This window comes from Acidovorax sp. GW101-3H11 (assembly GCF_001633105.1).
Lineage (GTDB): Bacteria > Pseudomonadota > Gammaproteobacteria > Burkholderiales > Burkholderiaceae_C > Acidovorax.
The window spans coordinates 47,658-64,164 of record NZ_LUKZ01000035.1 but is presented as its reverse complement, the minus strand read 5'-3'; the positions used below and the strand labels follow the sequence as shown (position 1 = coordinate 64,164).

Sequence of the window (16,507 nt, the reverse complement as noted above, 5' to 3'; positions counted from 1 at the left end):
GCGCCCGCCTGCGCACGCGGGCAAAGGCTGCCTCCAGCACCTCAATAGCTATTATTTTGATAGCTATTAAGGCAATACCATCGCGCGGTAACGGCCATTTTTATTCAGATTTCTGCATCTTCAGGCTGTGCGGACGCCGCAGGCAGGGCGGCTGAGGCCACGCGCAGCACCACCATGGGCCGGAGGGCGGCCAGCGCCTGCGCCTCGCGCACGGCCAAGGGCTGATCGACCAGGATGCAGGGCTTGCCCGTGCGGCGGCAGTGGTCCTGCACGCGCCAGTAGTCGTCGTGGCTGATGCAGCCCGTCTGGCAGATCACCAGGTCGGCGGCGGCCAGGCTGGCATCCAGGTCTGCGCTACCGATCGCGTCGCCCTCCCCGGCCTGCGCATGCGCATGCGGCGGGAGATGGCCGCTGGCGTGCGGCTCTATCGGCTCCATCGGCTCCATCGGCACCGGTGGCATCAGCGGCATCTGTGGAGTCTGCGCGGAAGACGCCGTGGCCAGCAGCGCAGCGCCGTCGCCCTGCCGGGGCGCACTGGCCGCAGCGTCCTGCCCCGCCGCCTGGCGCCAGCGCAGGCACTCCCGCGACAAGGTCGTGATGCGCTCGGCCAGCAGGCCGATGTGCCGCGCCATGGCCTGGCGGCGTGGCAGGCCGGGGCTGGCGGCGCGCAGTTGCTCCAGCTCGTCCCGTGCCAGCGCCAGGCGGGTATCGCGCACGATGACGGCACCGCGCAGGCGCACCACCTCGGCCGTCAGGGCCTCGATCTGCCGGGCCTGTGCCTGCATGGCGGCGCTGCAGCGCTGCTGTGCATCCCCCAGTTGGCGGCACAGCGCCAGAAACTCCTGCGGAAGTGTGACCATGCACCATCCTTGCAAATAAGAACTATTCGCATTTTATGGTAGAATCGGCCCCCGTTGAGCAAGCCATCCTGGTGGGGAGGGCATCGAAGGGCGTCAGGGCCTTGGGTGTCTGGCTTGTGATGACATTGCCGCTGACCCATAAAAAAACCGCGCTGAAAGGCGCGGTTTTTTTGTTGGCGAAGGCCGTCAGGCTCAGGTTTGTGCCAGCGCCATCTTGCGTGCTGCCCAGCGGCGCAGCAGGCGCGGCACGATCAGCACGGCCAGCACGATGACGATCAGGGTCACCGAGCCGGGGCGCTCCAGGAAGATGGTCCATTTGCCTTCGCCAATCGCCACGGCGTTGCGCATCTGCGCCTCGGCCAGCGGGCCCAGGATCATGCCCACCACCACCGGCGCGGCCGGGAAGTCGAAGCGGCGCATCACCACGCCCAGAAGGCCAATCGCGTACAGCAGCACCAGGTCGAACGCGCTCTGGCGCATGCCATACACGCCCAGCGTGGAGAACACCAGAATGCCCGCGTACAGGTACGACTTGGGGATGTTCAGCAGCTTCACCCACAGGCCCACCAGCGGCAGGTTCAGGATGAGCAGCATCACGTTGCCGATGTACATCGACGCGATCAGCGCCCACACCAGCGCACCGTTGGTGTCAAACAGCTGCGGGCCGGGCTGGATGCCGTAGTTCTGAAACGCGCCCAGCAGGATGGCCGTGGTGTTGGATGTCGGGATGCCCAGCGTGAGCAGCGGGATCAGCGTGGCCGTGATGGCCGCGTTGTTGGCCGCCTCGGGGCCCGCCACGCCTTCGATGGCGCCAGTGGTGCCGAACTCTTCCTTGTTCTTGCTCAGCTTCTTCTCGGCCGCGTAGCTCAGGAAGGTCGGGATCTCGCTGCCGCCCGCAGGCACGGTGCCAAACGGAAAACCGATGAACGTGGCGCGCAGCCACGCGGGCCAGGAGCGCTTCCACTCTTCCTTGGTCATGTGGGTGCTGGTCAGGCGGTTCTGGGTTTCGTCGGTCTTGCCTTCGTACATCACGTTGTACAGCGCCTCGCCCACGGCAAACAGGCCCACGGCGATGAGCACGACCTCAATGCCGTCCATCAGCTCGGGCACGCCACCGGTGTAGCGGGCCTGGCCGGTGAGCTGGTCGATGCCGATGAGGCCCATGGCCAGGCCGACAAACAGGGCCACCATGCCACGCAGTGTGCTCTTGCCCAGCACCGCGCTCACGGTGGTGAAGGCCAGCACCATCAGCATGAAATATTCGGGCGGACCCAGGCGCACGGCGTATTCGGCGACCAGCGGCGCAAAGAAGGTGACCAGCACGGTGGCAATGGTGCCCGCCACAAACGAGCCGATGGCGGCCGTGGCCAGCGCGGCGCCAGCGCGGCCGTTCTTGGCCATCTTGTTGCCCTCCATGGCCGTGACCATGGAGCCCGCCTCACCGGGCGTGTTCAGCAGGATGGAGGTGGTGGAGCCGCCGTACATGGCGCCGTAGTAGATGCCCGCAAAGAAGATCATCGAGGCCGTGGCCTCGACCTTCACGGTGATGGGCAGCAGCATGGCCACGGCCACGGCCGGGCCGATGCCGGGCAACACGCCCACGGCGGTGCCGATCATGCAGCCCACAAAGGCCCACAGCAGGTTGATGGGTGTTGCCGCGGTGGCAAAACCCTGCATGAGGAGATTTAAGGTTTCCATGGTGTGCAGGCCTTACAGCCACCCCGTGTTGGTGAGGCCGGGCAGGTTGATGGCCAGCAATTTCGTAAACATCCAGTACACCGGCGCCGCCACTGCGAGGCCGATGAAGGAATCCTTGATCCAGGCCTGCAGGCGCAGGTCCAGCTCGCCTTCGGAGCTTTTGAAGCCGCGCACCGAGAGCACAAAACACAGCGCGCAGCTCAGGATGAAGCCCAGCGTGGTGATGAGCAGCGCATTGAGCAGCAGCCCGGCCGACACCCAGATGAAGCCCTTCCAGTGGGCGCTTGGGTCACCCGAACCGTCTTCCAGTTCGCGAAAACCGCCCGTGAGCGCGTGCACCACACAGAGCACGCCGCAGATCAGCAAAGCGATGCTGACCACCCAGGGGAAGAAGTTGGGGCCTACGCCGCCGTAGCCCGCCTCGGAGCTGACGGAGCTGGCCCCCCAGGCCAGGCCCAGCGAGAGCAGCACCAGGCCCGAACCCACCAGGGTCTGCAGGGGCTTGGAGCGCGATGAATGTTGTTGTGTCATGTTTTTTCCTTCGCACCAACCAGCAGGCAAGGCCGCCACCCCTGCCCTGTGGGCAGTGCGGCAGCCGAGCCTTGCTCCCGATCAGATCATCCCGGACTTGGCCATCGTGGCGCGCATGCTGGCGAATTCGCTGTCCACGAAGTTGGCGAACTCGTCGCCCGCCATCCATGCGGGGGTCCAGCCGTTCTTTTCCATCGCGTCCTGCCAGGCCTTGTGCTTGTAGGTCTTGGTCAGCGCGTCGATCAGGGTCTTGCGCTGCTCGGGCGTGATGCCGGGGGCGCCATACACGCCGCGCCAGTTGCCGATCTCCACGTTGATGCCCTGCTCCTTGAGCGTGGGCACGTTCACACCCTTGAGGCGGGTGCCCGAGGTCACACCCACGGGGCGCATCTTGCCGGCGGTGATGTACTCGGCAAACTCGCTGTAGCCGCTGCCGCCCACGGTGACGTTGCCGCCCAGGATGGCGGCGGTGGCCTCACCGCCCCCACGGAAGGCCACGTAGTTGATCTTGGCAGGGTCCACGCCCACTTCACGCGCAATCATGGCGGCGGCGATGTGTTCGGTGGAGCCACGCGAACCACCACCCCACTTCACGCTGCCGGGGTCTTTCTTGAGCTGGTCGATCACGTCCTTCATGGTCTTGAAGGGCGAGTTGGCGGGCAGCACAAAAACGTTGTATTCGCTGGTCAGGCGCGCCAGGGGCGTGACCTTGTCCAGGCCCACAGGAGGCTTGCCGGTGATGATGCCGCCCAGCATCACGGCGCCCATCACCATCATCGCGTTCGCATCGCCCTTGCTGGCGTTGACGAACTGCGCCAGGCCAATCGCACCGGCCGCACCACCCTTGTTGTCATAAGACACCGACGCCGCTGCGCCTGCGTCCTGCATGGCCTTGCCCAGCGCACGGCCGGTGGTGTCCCAGCCACCGCCGGGGTTGGCGGGGATCATCATCTTGATGGCAGACGCCGTCTGGGCCGAGACGGGCAACACACCCGCAGCAGCCATGGCTGCCAGTGATTTCAGAAAGGTATCGCGACGCATGGAGTCTCCTGATTGGTTTTCGGACTGCCCGATGATGCGCGCGCTGCCTGTCAAACGGCTGTCCTCAGACTCAGGGAAAACACTAGCATTTGGAGCCACTGAGTCGCGGCGGGGCGGCCCTTGCGCGGGGGCGCTGGCCCTGGGCCGGACGCGTCTTGAACCGCAGCAAACGGCGAGCAGCCCTGCGGCGGTGCAGTGCAGTGCCGCGCGCGCAGCCTGCTTGGGAGTGATATGGTCCCGCGCATGCAATTGCTCCTTGTAGAAGACGACCCCACCATGCAGGCCACGCTGCACCGCGCACTGACGCGCCGGGGCATGGAGGTCACGGCGGTTGGCGACGGCCGTGCAGCCCTCACCCAATGGGCCGCCCTGCAACCCGACGCCATCATCCTGGACCTGACCCTGCCCGGCCTGGATGGCCTGCAGGTGCTGCAGCAGGCGCGCAACCGGGGCCTGCGCACCCCCGTGCTGATCCTGACCGCGCGGGGCACGGTGGGCGACCGCGTGATGGGCCTGAACGCGGGCGCCGACGACTACCTGCCCAAGCCCTTTGACCTGGACGAGCTGGAAGCCCGCCTGCGCGCCCTGGTGCGGCGCAGTGCCGACCCCACCGTGGCGCCCCTGGCACCCAGCACCCTGCAGATCGGGGCCATCCGCTACGACAAGGACAGTGGCGCGCTCTACCTGAACGGCGAGGTGATGGAACTCACCCCCCGCGAGCTGGCGCTGATGCACGCGCTGTTGGCACAACCCGGCCACGCCGTGACCAAGGAGCGGCTGTACGAACTGGTGTTCCCCGGTCAGCTGGACGTGCAGTACGAAGCCATTGAGGTGGTGGTGTACCGGCTGCGCAAGAAGCTGGCGGGCACGGGCCTGACCCTGATGACACTGCGTGGCCTGGGCTATTTGCTGCGGGCCGACGCATGAACCCGGGCACGACCCAGAATGTGGCGCGCCACCACTCGCTGCGGCGGCGCCTGCTGCTGGGCATCCTGCTGCCGGTGGCGCTGTTCATCGGCTTCAACACCTGGAGCCTGTACCGCCAGACGCTGGCATCGCTCAACACCGCGTACGACCGCACCCTGCTGGCATCGGCCAAGAGCATCAGCGAGCAGCTGGATGTGAAGGGCTTCGATGACGCAGCCCAGCTGCGCGCCATCGTGCCCTATTCGGCCCTGGAGGCCTTTGAGGCCGACAACCAGAGCCAGATGTTCTACCGCGTCTCCACGCTGAGCGGCGAGATGGTGTCGGGCTTTGAAGACCTGCCGGTGTGGCGTGGCAGCATCCCCGACAAACCGCCCTATGCAGCCCTGGTGGACTTCTACGACGACCAGTTCCGTGACCGCGATGTGCGTGTGGCCGTGCTGCTGCAGCCCGTGGCCAGTTCGCAAGGCCGGGCCATGGCCGTGATCCAGGTGGCCGAAACACTGGAAGTGCGCGAAACCCTGGCCCTGCAGATCCTGTGGAACACGCTGCTGCGCCAGGCGCTGCTGATCGCTGTGATCGCCTTCACCGTGGTGCTGGTGGTGCAGCGCGCCACCCGGCCGGTGCGCCAGCTCAGCCAGCAGTTGCAGGCCCGGCGCGAGGGCGACCTGAGCCCCATCGCCGCCCCCACGGCCCCGCGCGAGCTGCAGCCGCTGGTGGACGCCACCAATGAGGTCATGCAGCGCCTGCGCCACCTGCTGCGGCACCAGAAGCGTTTTGTGCGCGATGCATCGCACCAGCTGCGCACGCCCTTGGCCGTGCTCAAGACCCAGGTGCAGTCGGCCCTGCGCGGCGATGTGGAGCCGCACCAGGCCCTGCACGAGATCAGCGACACCGTGGACCGCGCCACGCAACTGGCCAACCAGATGCTGGCCCTGGCCAAGGTGGAGCAGTTGCGCCAGCAAAGCGCCCCGCCCGCCACCCGCTTCGATGACATCCTGCGCGCCGTGGCGCTGGAAATTTCGCCGCTGATCGCCCAGCGCGACCTGGACTTCGGCATCCACACCGAGCCCGCGCTGGTGCAGTCCCACGAATGGATGCTGCGAGAACTGAGCCGCAACCTGCTGCACAACGCCGTGCGCCATGCGCCACCAGGCAGCGAACTCACGGTGGACCTGCGCAGCGACGGACGGCATGTGGCGCTCGCCATCAGCGACCACGGCCCCGGCATCGACGATGAGCTTGCCGCCCGGCTGTTCCAGCCCTTCTCGGCGGGCGACGTGCGCACCGGCAGCGGCTTGGGCTTGGCCATCTGCCGCGAAATCGTGCAGGCGCTGGAGGGCAGCATCACGCTCACCAACCGCATCGCGGGCCACCGGGTGGCAGGCCTGGACGCCGTGGTGCGCCTGCCGCTGCCCACCGCTGCGGCCGATGGCCCGCCCGAAGCACAAGCGGCACAATCACGCCCATGAACACCCTGGAGACAATGCGCCTGGACAAGTGGCTCTGGTGCGCCCGCTTCTACAAGACCCGCAGCCTCGCCACCGATGAAATCGGCAAGGGCCGGGTCACCGTCAACGGCCAGTTGGCCAAACCCGCACGCGATTTGCGCTGCGGCGACACCGTGGCATTGCGCCAGGGGCCCGTGGCGCGCACCGTGCGTGTCCTGGGCCTGAGCGGCGCGCGCGGCCCGGCACCTGTCGCGCAACAACTCTACGAGGAGACCGCCGACAGCATCGCCACGCGTGAAAAAGCCGCCGAGCTGCGCCGCCTGGCCCCCGAGCCCGCCGCCACCCTGCAAGAAGGCCGACCCACCAAACGCGACCGGCGCGAGATCGACAAGGTCAGCCGCCCCGGCAGCGGCGACTGGGGAAGCCGCTGGAGTGCCTCGATCGACGAGTGAGCGGGAGGGCAAAAAGGCGCGTGCCACCGCATTGCGGACTGCGCAGTGGGCGGGGCCTCTCTCACGGGCCAAGTGGAACCCGGTTCAGCGGACGCATCCGCAGCCTGAACCGGGACATCACCAACACCGCATGGGGTGCACTGCGCGGCAGCAGCTCTTCCACGCACCCGGTGGCTGCAGGAGGCACAAAACCCGACGCGATGCCCCCCATGGCCGCCTTGGAGCCTCCCGTCCAGTCCCCGCCCCACTCCGGCCCTTCAATGCCCCCCGCGAAAAGCAGCGCGCCTTCTGCCGAACCGCCTGCGCGAATCTCGACCCCCATGCGGTTGGCCAAAGCACCCCGCCGATAGCCCGCCACAATGCGCAGCGTAAAAACCGGGTGCTGCCCCGGATCGAACACTGCACCCGAGGTATTGGCGATGGTGGCCAGCGCAGGCATGGCGGTCCCGTTCCACCCCTCGGCCATCACCACACCATCGCCAAAAACGATAAACCCCCGCGCTGCGGCCCACAGGTTCTTGCCATACCGGCAGATCGGGCCACAGTGCGGGTTGTAGCTGCCCTGTCCGCCTTCGCAATCAAGAGCAAAAACAATGTGGTGGCCTCCGTTGGCAAAGAAGCGGGACGCATCCACAGTGCACACCAGTTCGCTGCCATGCGAGGGCACAGAACTCGCAACCCGTGGCAGGTAGCAGAAATCCAGGTCATTGGGTGTCAGGCAGAGTTCGCGGCGGTGCGCTGTGCGGCGGGGAGTCATGGGTGCCCTTGTGCGGTGCATGCATCAACCGCCAGCATACAAGCCCATGAAAATACCCTGCATCCCCGCACCGGCCTGTGCCGAAACACAGCAGGAATGCAGCGGCAAACACAGCCTGAGAGATCAGCAGCACAAAAAAAAGCCCGCACAGGGCGGGCTGAAACCTTGCCAGACTCTCCAGGACTTCACCAATCCACCACCCGAAGCGGCGGGCAGGGTCCGGAGTCCATAGGGATCGGACAAGGCTCTTAGGACCCTCTGATTGAGCACGCAACCCTACCGCTTGGCAATGCGGGAATCACCTATGCGCAGGCACGGAGCAATTTCAGGTCAATGCAGGGAGTGTGAGCGGATCGGGCAAAGAAAAAGCCCCAAGTGCGAGGAGCACTGGGGGCTTATCTTGGCGGAAACGGAGTCCGCCTCCGTAGAACTTTTGGAGATTTCCAGTCATCTCCCATGGTTACGCTAACTTGTTGTCAAACAAGGCAAAATACCCAAAAACATATCTTCAAACGTTTACGGAGATCTACCCTCTAGCGTAAAATTTTGGGCGGGTGTTTGGGCGGGTGGCTACGGCCCTCCGCTGCAATCAATTGCAGAACGCATATGGGAGGGCAGAGCATGCCGAAGGTAGCCAAGGAACTGTCAGCGCTGGAAGTGAAGAACCTTCCGCCCGGTAGCCACGCGGTGGGCGGTGTTGCTGGCCTGATTCTTGAAGTCACACCCACAGGCGGGAAGACCTGGGTTCTTCGTGTCAGGACGGGCACCAAGCGCCGGGAAATCGGTTTGGGGGGCTACCCGTCAACCTCCCTTGCGGAAGCCCGCAACAAGGCCAGAGAGACACGGGAAGCCATCGGCAAAGGTGTTGACCCGGTTGCAGAGAGGCAGGCAGCAAAGGCCGCATTGCTGGCACAACAAGCCAGCTTGAAGACCTTCGCATGGTGCGTTGATTCCTACCTTGCTGGCATGGAAGGCCAGTGGAAGAACGCGAAACACGCCGCCCAATGGCGTAGCACGCTGGAGACCTACGCCAATCCGATCATTGGCAAACTGCCCGTGCAATCAATTGCATTGCCGCATGTGTTGGAAGTGCTGAACCAACCGCAGCCCGACAAGGCCAATGCGGCGCTATGGGACAGCAAAAACGAGACTGCCTCACGCTTGCGCGGGCGTGTTGAAAAGGTGCTGGACTGGGCGACAGTCCACGGCTACCGCGATGGCCTGAACCCTGCCCGCTGGAAAGGACACCTTGACGCCATCCTGAAGAATCCCGGCAAGGTACAGAAGACCGAGCACCATAAGTCAATCCCTCACGGGGAAATGCACACCTTCATGAGTGCCCTACGCCAGCAGAAGGGCACAGCGGCAAAAGCCCTTGAATTCGCCATCCTGTGCGCCAGCCGTAGCGGAGAGGTACGCGGGGCAACGTGGGCTGAAATCGACCTGAAGAAGGGACTATGGACTATCCCCGGTGAACGCATGAAGGCAGGTAAGCCGCACACCGTGCCGCTGTCAAAGCAGGCCCTGCAATTGATTGCAGCGACTGAGCCCACGGCAGGAACCGACCTCGTTTTCCCAAGCCCACGCGGCAAGGTGCTGTCCGACATGACCCTAACCGCAGTCATGCGCCGCATGCAACTTGATGCCGTGCCTCACGGGTTCCGGTCAACCTTCCGCACCTGGGGCGGGGAGCAGACAGCCTACCCCCGAGACCTCCTGGAGACTGCCCTCGCCCACACGTTGGAAAGCAAAGTGGAAGCGGCGTATATGCACGGCACCCAAATTGAAAAACGCAGAAAACTAATGCAGGAATGGGCTGATTATGTAGATTTGGCGCAGGCACAGGGAAATAATGTAGTCCCACTCAAAGCGGTTAGTCATTAGTTATTGACTGCCGTAGAGATGTTGATATAATCCGACCATCCCACGCAATGGAGTGCACCGGGAAAGCCGCAAGGGCTTTTTCGCGCACTCTTTTTTTGCGCCATAAGCCTTTGCATTTGAATGCAGACACGCTAGAAGGTGCAAAAAATGGCAATTTCGTTTATGAAGAAAGCGGCGGCGGGAACCGCAACAGCAGAAAAACAAAAGGCCGTAACCACGGCAAAGAAGAAGCCGGGACAGGCAAAGAAGCTACCCATTGACGGGTTGAACTTCAACCAGCCGCAACGGTTGCGAGTTGGACACCTGCTAACCCTTCTCCAAATCAGTGCCCCGCAACTTTACAAAATGCGTGCCGCTGGAAAACTCCCAGAACCAGCGGGTCACTTTGGCACTGGCACAAGGCCAACACCATATTGGCTAACTACCCAAATGCTTCCCTACATCACGGGGGAAGCAAGCAATGCATAAGCCAACCGCAAAGCCTCCCCGCCGCCTACAGGGAAAGATCGTGGCACGCCTTTGCAATCAATTGCTGGAAGGCAGCGGCTTGATCGTGAGGGACTGGCAGCTACCGGGCACAAACCCATTGCAAAAGCATCGTCGCTTCACGCTGGAAACGCTGGATGGCGACGACTGGGACGAAATACCGTGCATCTATGAACTGCACCAGCAGCTACAGCACGACGAAGAAAAGAAGGCGCAAGCAACCGGATAAGGACGAAAAAATCCCCTCGACCATTACTGACCGAGGGGCAATTCCGATCCATCAATTGAGGGACGCCGGGCGAGCAAACCCAGCACCTGAATTGTGGTCTCCCCAGAACCTCCGAACAACTTCGATATGCACCTGTCAACTGACAGGCGGGACACCGAAAAGCCCAAAAAGTGACAGGTGGATTCTGTCAAGTGACAGGTACATATCGAACAGCCCAAAGTACCAAAAAGTCAAAGACAAGCGCCTGAAAGCCTCAAAAACACAGATTTTCTGAAAACACGCAAACGGGCAAAAAGGTAGTGACAGGTCTCCACCTAATACCGAAAAGATAAGAGCACATGACCGCCATTTTCCAACCCTCAAACAAAGACCATTCTTTCCCGTTCCATGAGTGGCCTAAAGACATTCCTCCCAGTGACCAGCTTGTGACCTTGTATGAGTCCAACATTGCCTACAGGACAAGCGTTCAACGCATGATCCCGCTACTCAAGGAGGGGGCGACCTGCACTGACTTTCGCAACCACTCCCACATGGGATTACGCAAGCTGGGAAACTGGTTCAAAGACCGCAAGAAGAGCTTTAAGCGCAAGGAGCACTACGGCAACGATCCTGTGCTTGATGTGTGGCCCAACATCGCTTGGCATATGGGGCCTTGCCCCCTCCAAGGAAAGCAAGCCTCAGTCCATCGTGTTGATGACCTGAAGGGCTACCGCATTGGCAATCTGGAATGGGCCTCCAAGGCTGTCCAAGCCCTGGAAAAGGCCGAAGGCACCCGCAAGATCAAGTGGCAGGGTAAATACATCTCTGACAGCCAGTTAATTGCAAAACTCAAAGCGATTGGGATCACCCGGAACCAAAATCAAATTTGGCAGTTCCGCAAGAACAATAAGGTCAAGTTTCCCAGCCTAGACGCACTTCACAAGGCCATGCTTCAAAAATGGGGAGCCTATGAAGCATCAACAGCTTCTCCTTCGGCTCTGATTCCTGACTTCTTTGGAGAGGCCCCACTGGAAAAGGGCCTGTTTCTACCGCATGAGTGGGATAAACGCATCAAAGCCAGGATGTACAAAAACAAGTCCCCGCTTGAACTGCAACTGGACATCGCTAGAGAGCTTGAGGAGGAATACAAATGGGCGGTTTCCCAGCCGGAAAATGGCTACACCCTCAGCCTGAAGAAGAAACTGAACGAGATTGAACGCTTCATTCGACAGGTTCGCTATCGCTTGGATGACCTTGCCACAAAGAAACTCAGCGCCACTCATGACCTTGTGACCATTGGACTCGACAAGGCACCTGATTTTCATCTCCAGCCCGTAGGCTTCAGTGCTCCAGCACCGATCACACCGCCTAAGCAAAAGATTGACGTAGCCCCAACAAAACCAGTTGCACAAGGTGACGGAGACGAGGAAGACGACAAGCCGTTTTTCCTCAGTGGTGAGGCCCTCGCCCAGCACCTAAAAGAGCTTGGGTGCTCATGAGACCCACCGACGCGGTTAGTCAAATCAATGTCCTGCAATCAATTGCAAACGACATATAGATTGAATTTCTCATAACTATTTCATATAATGAAATTCATCATCAACCTTCCACTAACGAGGCCCAACCATGAGAGTGAAAACGACTATGCGCCAGATGAAAGAAGCGAAAGTGGCTTTCATTTCTCTGGTTACCCGTGGTGCAAATCGCATCCCCTTCCGCGTCCTCAAATCCGACAAAGGAGAAGACAATATGCTCGACCTGTCCCAACTGCGCCACGTATTCAAGGGAGAAGCGCCCGCCCAGTCCAAGCCCACCGGCCTGGGGTTCGCTGAAATCCTGCGTGGTAGTAAGCCCACGCCGCAGACCGTGGCGAAAGCGGCACCCGTCCTGCAATCAATTGCAAAGGCAGCGCCCGTGCAATCAATTGCAAAACCGACCCAGCCGCAGCAGCGCCAGCAAGTGGAAGAGGAACGCCAGCGGCAAGGACTCGCACCGAATCAACCTCAGTCCACCGCATCAGCACCGCGCCGCGCCGCGAACACCCCCAAGGTGCCCGCCAAACCCTCCCGCGATACCGTCACCCTCAAGGAGTTGCGGGGCGAAATCGACAACGCCCTGGCTCGACGCCAGAAGGAAGACGCACAGGAGCAGTTCAACGCCAAGCGTAGCGCCTTTGCTCAGATCGCACCGACCCGACAAGATCAAGTTCCACAGGGTGGCCGTGGAGATGCGTGGAGCCTCCGTAACCATGGTGCTCAACTGGCTGTGCAGCTTCTGGGAGGCACTGACAAACCCTTGCCAGCGAACACCGCTTTCAGACCCTATAGCGCTGCGGGCACCAAGGCATAAGCAAGATGCTCAGGGGTAGGCATCACCAACACCATACGCGCCTATCCCTGACCTCTTCCAGCGTGACAAACAGCCGCGCTATTCCAAGGCAGGGGAACGCTATTCCACAGGTTGAAGTACCCAGAACAAATGTGAACCTATGACCGTCGCCTATTCCAAGCCCAGCCCGCAAAAACCCTTGTCAAATCGACAGATAAAAGCCGTCATTGCACTGGCAGAAGGCATGACTCAGGCAGCAGCAGCCGAGTTTGCGGGCACCAGTCCCCAGACTGTCACAGCATGGATGCAAGACCCCGTATTCCATGCCCGCTTGGAAGACGAGATTTACTCCCGCAGCCTAGACGATGCTGCATTCCACAAGCACTTACGCCGCAAGGCACTGAGAGTATTCACGGATGGCCTCTCCTCCCCGAACCCATCGCAACGCATGTGGGCCGCGAAGGAGGTTCTGGCCCGCATCCCTGCCGATCCAGAAGAGGAAGAAGCCGCTTTGAACAGGTCTATCTTTGAATCTGTAATGGCGACCGAAAGGCCGTAGCCACTCGCCCCAGCAATGGGGCTTATTGCTGTTTGCAATTGATTGCACGCAGTGCGCCCTACTACTTGAAGGCCGTTCGCGCCTCTTGCTTGAATCCAATCTCGCAAGAGCGAACACAGGCATCACCCGTCTTCTGTTCCTCTGCAACTTTATCGCAGCCCTCCCGCATGACATTGGATGCCATCACGTCAGCACTCGCCATCTTTGAGAAGTTCGCAAGGTACACACCGGCCAGCGCCTTGCCTCGATAGAAGCATTGATCCGTATTGGGTGCTTCGGCCTTCGCCTCTGCCTTCTTTTCCTTGGGCTGTACCGCCACAGCCTTCGGCGCTGCACTCGATGCGGCAGCCTTGTCTTTCTTCGGTAAGACGGCGGCGACAACGCCGATAGCGAAAACGATCAGCAGCCACTTGCCAATTCCTCCCTTGGCCTTCTTCTTAGCGGGAGCCGCTGCCCCACAGTGCGGGCAAGCCTTCGCCTCTGTACTGACTGGCTTCCCGCACTCCTTGCATGTGGTCATCGCCATTTGTTTTGCTCCTTCCTCGTTTTGCAGCATATATACGGAATTTCTGAGGGTATCACGGCTGAACCTTGCTCAATATTTTGAGCAAGCAACTTGGAACCAGATCAGGCATTCGGGCAGGCACTGCGGCATGCACGCACAAAGCGGAAATGGACGCAAACGGACTTGGCGTTGCGGGCTGGGGTTGACCGCAACTATGTGTCCCTGATTGAGCTTGGCCGCAACAGTCCGAGCGTGCGCCTGATGTTCCGCCTATGTGACGCACTCGACGTCACGCCGTCGGACTTGCTCAAGGATGTAGAACGCCGCATGCGCGTACAGGGCACGGCCCTTACCCCGTCCCTTCCCTGACCCCTACACATAAGCCGCTGCAACGCGGCTTCTTGGTGCCTGCAACTGATTGCAAGCCCCTAGACTTAGGACAACAAGGAGGGAAGACGATGAATTGCGACTATGCAAACATGGCTATCGCCGCTGCTGGGGTAGCAGGTGCATTTTTGGGGGCGGGTGCTACGTACTGGGCAGCTTGGAGACAGACCCCGAAGCCCGATGTGCGAATTGATGAGGTAGCCCTGATGTACTTGGCCCTTAACGACGGCGAAAACACTTTCAAGGCCAAAATCACAAATCACGGCAGTGCAGTAGGCGAGATTGCCAGAACGGAAGTGCAAGCCACCTTGGACGGTGCAGCCCTCACGGCCAAAATTGGTGGCAAGGCTGTAGCGGGAACCATCGCCACAAACGAAAGCAAGGAGTTATGGCTAGACGTGGCACTCCCCGAACCCATGGGCGCGGATGTTCACGAGGGCCGCAAGCGGCTACGTGTGACAGTGACCCTACACCCGATAAAGGGCAAGTCCATCCGGTCTAGCTTCACCTTTTCACGCGATCCCGGCTATGGATTCGTGCCGAGCACAACACCTTGAAGCCCCCTCCGCATCCTGCAATCAATTGCAGACCCTACCGGGTTGACTTTGGGCGGGTGTTTGGGCGGGAATGTCACCCGCCAAAGAAAAAACCCTAAGTGAATCAATCACTTAGGGTCAATCTTGGCGGAAACGGAGGGATTCGAACCCTCGATGAGGCTCTACACCCCATACTCCCTTAGCAGGGGAGCACCTTCGGCCACTCGGTCACGTTTCCAATCCCGCTATTATGCCTCATTTCGGAGGCGATTCCGGCAGCCTGGGCGGCCTGCGGATCCCATGCGAAGGCCTCGCGCAGGCTGCGCACGGCCAGTTCCACCTGCGTTGCATCGATCACCACCGAGGTCTTGGCCTCAGAGGCGGAGATCATCTGGGCCTGGATGCCCGCTTCGCGGAGCGTGCCGAACATCTTGCTGGCCACACCCACATGGCTGCGCGTGCCGGTGCCAACGATGCTGACTTCGCACACACCGGTGTCCCCCACGACTTCCCGTGCGCCCAGTGCGGGAAGCACTGGATTCCGCAACAGTTCCATGGCGCGCGCGCAGTCATTGCGATGCAGCGTGAAGCTGAGATCGGTCTTGCCGTCCTTGCCCATGTTCTGGACGATCGCACCCGCCTCAATGTACGCATCGGCCAGGGTGCGCAGGATATGGCTGGCAATGCCGGGTCGGTGGGGTACACCGAGCACGGAGACCTTGGCCAAGTCACGATTGACGGAAATGCCGGAGACGATGGCTTGTTCCATTTTTTGTGTTCTTTCAAGTGCCGCAGTGGGCGGCTGTGGCGCAGCGTTGCGTGCGCGTAGGGTTGCGGGCCTAAGGACTGGACCAATCCAGCCCAGAGCCTGAGCGCACCACAAAACCACGCCCCACCTTGATGCGGATCTGATGGCCACGGGTGGTGCAGGCCAGGATCTGGTCGAGCAACTCGCCCAGCTGCGCCGCAGCGGGCGTGGTGTGGTGGGCCAGACGCAGCCAGTGGCGCAGCACGTTGGCCTGCCGTGCACGGCTGAGTCCCTGCAGGGCCTTGATCTGTGGGGGCATCCCCACCAGGGCCAGGTCCTGCTGCGCCAGCTCGTGCAGCAGTTCGGCAGCCTGGGCGGCGTTGTCGGCCGAGCGCGCAAAGGTGTCGCGAAAAGACGGGAATGCCGCGTCCAGAGCAGGCAGCAACTGGGCGCGGATGCGGTTGCGCGTGAAGCGCTCGTCGGTGTTGGTGGGGTCTTCCACCCAGGCTTGGCCCTGCGCGCGCAGCCAGTGGCGCACATCTGCCCCTGCCACCTGCAGCAGGGGGCGGTGCCAGACGATGCCCGCGCGCTCCCAGCGGGCGGGCATCGCGGCCAGGCCTGCCACGCCTGCCCCGCGCGACAGCGCCAGCAACAGGGTTTCGGCCTGGTCGTCGGCATGCTGCGCCAATGCTATTGATTTAATAGCATTTTTTGGAATGTGGTCGCGCGCAAAGGCCTCAAAAGCCTGGTATCTGGCCTGTCGCGCTGCGTCTTCCGGGCTCTGGCCGGGGGCGTGGCGGGCATCGAGGCGCTGCACCACCAGTGGCACGTCCAGCCGCTGGCACAGCGCGATGCAATGCTGCTCGAAACCATCGGCTGCTGCCTGCAGGCCATGGTGCACATGGATGGCCCGCACCTGGCCAGGCCAACGCCGGGCGCAGGCCAGCAGCAGGGCGGTGGAATCCGCCCCCCCGCTCAGCGCCACGGCCAGGGGCAGTGCGGGCGCAAAAGCCTGCAGGGCGGCGTCGAAGGATTGGGTCATGCCAGCAGCCCTCGCGCCGGGCGGGGGCCTAGCCGAGGGGCAGAGGCAGGATCGGCAAAACAAACAGGGCAGCAGGGCATGGGCGCCGATTATCGCGGGCGCCCCCGCCC

18 protein-coding genes, 1 tRNA gene and 1 pseudogene are annotated in these 16,507 nt (G+C 61.9%); 11 read left to right on the top strand and 9 right to left on the bottom strand.

Going from position 1 to position 16,507, the window contains the following annotated elements; genetic code table 11:
• Window positions 1-104: 104 nt before the first annotated feature.
• The 4 genes from A1D30_RS23595 to A1D30_RS23580 all read right to left on the bottom strand — a co-directional run bounded on the left by A1D30_RS23595 (window position 105) and on the right by A1D30_RS23580 (window position 4,130).
• Window positions 105-860: a DUF2325 domain-containing protein gene (locus A1D30_RS23595; protein ID WP_063463164.1), complete on the bottom strand. Its 756-nt coding sequence runs from the start codon at window positions 858-860 to the stop codon at window positions 105-107.
• A gap of 192 nt (window positions 861-1,052) precedes the next feature.
• Window positions 1,053-2,558, bottom strand: coding sequence for a tripartite tricarboxylate transporter permease (locus tag A1D30_RS23590; protein WP_063463163.1), 1,506 nt, complete (start codon window positions 2,556-2,558; stop codon window positions 1,053-1,055).
• A gap of 12 nt (window positions 2,559-2,570) precedes the next feature.
• Window positions 2,571-3,089, bottom strand: a complete 519-nt coding sequence (locus A1D30_RS23585; protein ID WP_063463162.1) for a tripartite tricarboxylate transporter TctB family protein — start codon at window positions 3,087-3,089, stop codon at window positions 2,571-2,573.
• An 81-nt stretch (window positions 3,090-3,170) separates the two neighbouring features.
• A complete protein-coding gene (locus tag A1D30_RS23580) occupies window positions 3,171-4,130 on the bottom strand; it encodes a tripartite tricarboxylate transporter substrate-binding protein (RefSeq protein WP_063463214.1) in 960 nt (319 codons plus the stop codon).
• 243 nt (window positions 4,131-4,373) lie between these two features.
• On the opposite strand from A1D30_RS23580, the gene A1D30_RS23575 reads away from it, so the two are divergent.
• Genes A1D30_RS23575 through A1D30_RS23565 form a run of 3 tightly spaced genes read left to right on the top strand, consistent with a single transcriptional unit; the run spans window position 4,374 to window position 6,957 of the window.
• A complete protein-coding gene (locus A1D30_RS23575) occupies window positions 4,374-5,057 on the top strand; it encodes a response regulator transcription factor (protein ID WP_063463213.1) in 684 nt (227 codons plus the stop codon).
• The gene (locus tag A1D30_RS23570; protein WP_199866042.1) at window positions 5,054-6,526 is read left to right on the top strand and encodes a sensor histidine kinase; all 1,473 of its coding nucleotides are present in this window, start codon (window positions 5,054-5,056) and stop codon (window positions 6,524-6,526) included. Before A1D30_RS23575 ends, A1D30_RS23570 begins: the two co-directional genes overlap by 4 nt.
• Window positions 6,523-6,957 (top strand): RNA-binding S4 domain-containing protein, encoded by a 435-nt coding sequence (locus A1D30_RS23565; RefSeq protein ID WP_063463161.1) that lies wholly within the window; start codon window positions 6,523-6,525, stop codon window positions 6,955-6,957. Before A1D30_RS23570 ends, A1D30_RS23565 begins: the two co-directional genes overlap by 4 nt.
• A 61-nt stretch (window positions 6,958-7,018) precedes the next feature.
• Here the strand turns inward: A1D30_RS23565 and A1D30_RS23560 are convergent, their stop codons facing one another.
• Entirely contained in the window at window positions 7,019-7,714 is a 696-nt protein-coding gene (locus tag A1D30_RS23560; RefSeq protein ID WP_131798536.1) for a hypothetical protein, read from the bottom strand.
• A 621-nt stretch (window positions 7,715-8,335) separates the two neighbouring features.
• Between A1D30_RS23560 and A1D30_RS23555 the strand changes: the two genes are divergently transcribed.
• The 6 genes from A1D30_RS23555 to A1D30_RS25400 all read left to right on the top strand — a co-directional run bounded on the left by A1D30_RS23555 (window position 8,336) and on the right by A1D30_RS25400 (window position 13,179).
• Window positions 8,336-9,598 (top strand): site-specific integrase, encoded by a 1,263-nt coding sequence (locus A1D30_RS23555; protein WP_063463211.1) that lies wholly within the window; start codon window positions 8,336-8,338, stop codon window positions 9,596-9,598.
• A gap of 47 nt (window positions 9,599-9,645) precedes the next feature.
• Window positions 9,646-9,858, top strand: coding sequence for a hypothetical protein (locus tag A1D30_RS25745; RefSeq protein ID WP_131798535.1), 213 nt, complete (start codon window positions 9,646-9,648; stop codon window positions 9,856-9,858).
• Between the two features lie 248 nt (window positions 9,859-10,106).
• The gene (locus A1D30_RS23550; RefSeq protein WP_157891355.1) at window positions 10,107-10,313 is read left to right on the top strand and encodes a hypothetical protein; all 207 of its coding nucleotides are present in this window, start codon (window positions 10,107-10,109) and stop codon (window positions 10,311-10,313) included.
• A 338-nt stretch (window positions 10,314-10,651) separates the two neighbouring features.
• Window positions 10,652-11,791: a hypothetical protein gene (locus A1D30_RS23545; RefSeq protein WP_131798533.1), complete on the top strand. Its 1,140-nt coding sequence runs from the start codon at window positions 10,652-10,654 to the stop codon at window positions 11,789-11,791.
• 127 nt (window positions 11,792-11,918) lie between these two features.
• The gene (locus tag A1D30_RS25740) at window positions 11,919-12,641 is read left to right on the top strand and encodes a hypothetical protein (protein ID WP_131798532.1); all 723 of its coding nucleotides are present in this window, start codon (window positions 11,919-11,921) and stop codon (window positions 12,639-12,641) included.
• A gap of 139 nt (window positions 12,642-12,780) precedes the next feature.
• Window positions 12,781-13,179, top strand: a complete 399-nt coding sequence (locus tag A1D30_RS25400; protein WP_109791020.1) for a helix-turn-helix domain-containing protein — start codon at window positions 12,781-12,783, stop codon at window positions 13,177-13,179.
• Window positions 13,180-13,240: 61 nt separating this feature from the next.
• Here A1D30_RS25400 and A1D30_RS23530 read toward each other — a convergent pair whose 3' ends face one another.
• Window positions 13,241-13,735 carry a zinc ribbon domain-containing protein gene (locus A1D30_RS23530; protein WP_063463155.1) on the bottom strand — a complete coding sequence of 165 codons (495 nt, stop codon included), beginning with the start codon at window positions 13,733-13,735 and terminating at the stop codon, window positions 13,241-13,243.
• Between the two features lie 60 nt (window positions 13,736-13,795).
• On the opposite strand from A1D30_RS23530, the gene A1D30_RS23525 reads away from it, so the two are divergent.
• A complete protein-coding gene (locus A1D30_RS23525; RefSeq protein WP_063463154.1) occupies window positions 13,796-14,053 on the top strand; it encodes a helix-turn-helix transcriptional regulator in 258 nt (85 codons plus the stop codon).
• A gap of 89 nt (window positions 14,054-14,142) precedes the next feature.
• Window positions 14,143-14,628 (top strand): hypothetical protein, encoded by a 486-nt coding sequence (locus tag A1D30_RS25735; protein ID WP_131798531.1) that lies wholly within the window; start codon window positions 14,143-14,145, stop codon window positions 14,626-14,628.
• A 124-nt stretch (window positions 14,629-14,752) separates the two neighbouring features.
• Here A1D30_RS25735 and A1D30_RS23520 read toward each other — a convergent pair.
• The 3 genes and pseudogenes from A1D30_RS23520 to tilS form a co-directional block, all read right to left on the bottom strand.
• A tRNA-Ser gene (locus A1D30_RS23520) sits at window positions 14,753-14,845 on the bottom strand.
• Between the two features lie 66 nt (window positions 14,846-14,911).
• Window positions 14,912-15,382 (bottom strand): annotated as a pseudogene (locus A1D30_RS25075) (ACT domain-containing protein); the annotation flags it as partial.
• A 64-nt stretch (window positions 15,383-15,446) separates the two neighbouring features.
• Window positions 15,447-16,397, bottom strand: coding sequence for a tRNA lysidine(34) synthetase TilS (gene tilS / locus A1D30_RS23510; protein WP_063463152.1), 951 nt, complete (start codon window positions 16,395-16,397; stop codon window positions 15,447-15,449).
• Between the last annotated feature and the right edge of the window lie 110 nt (window positions 16,398-16,507).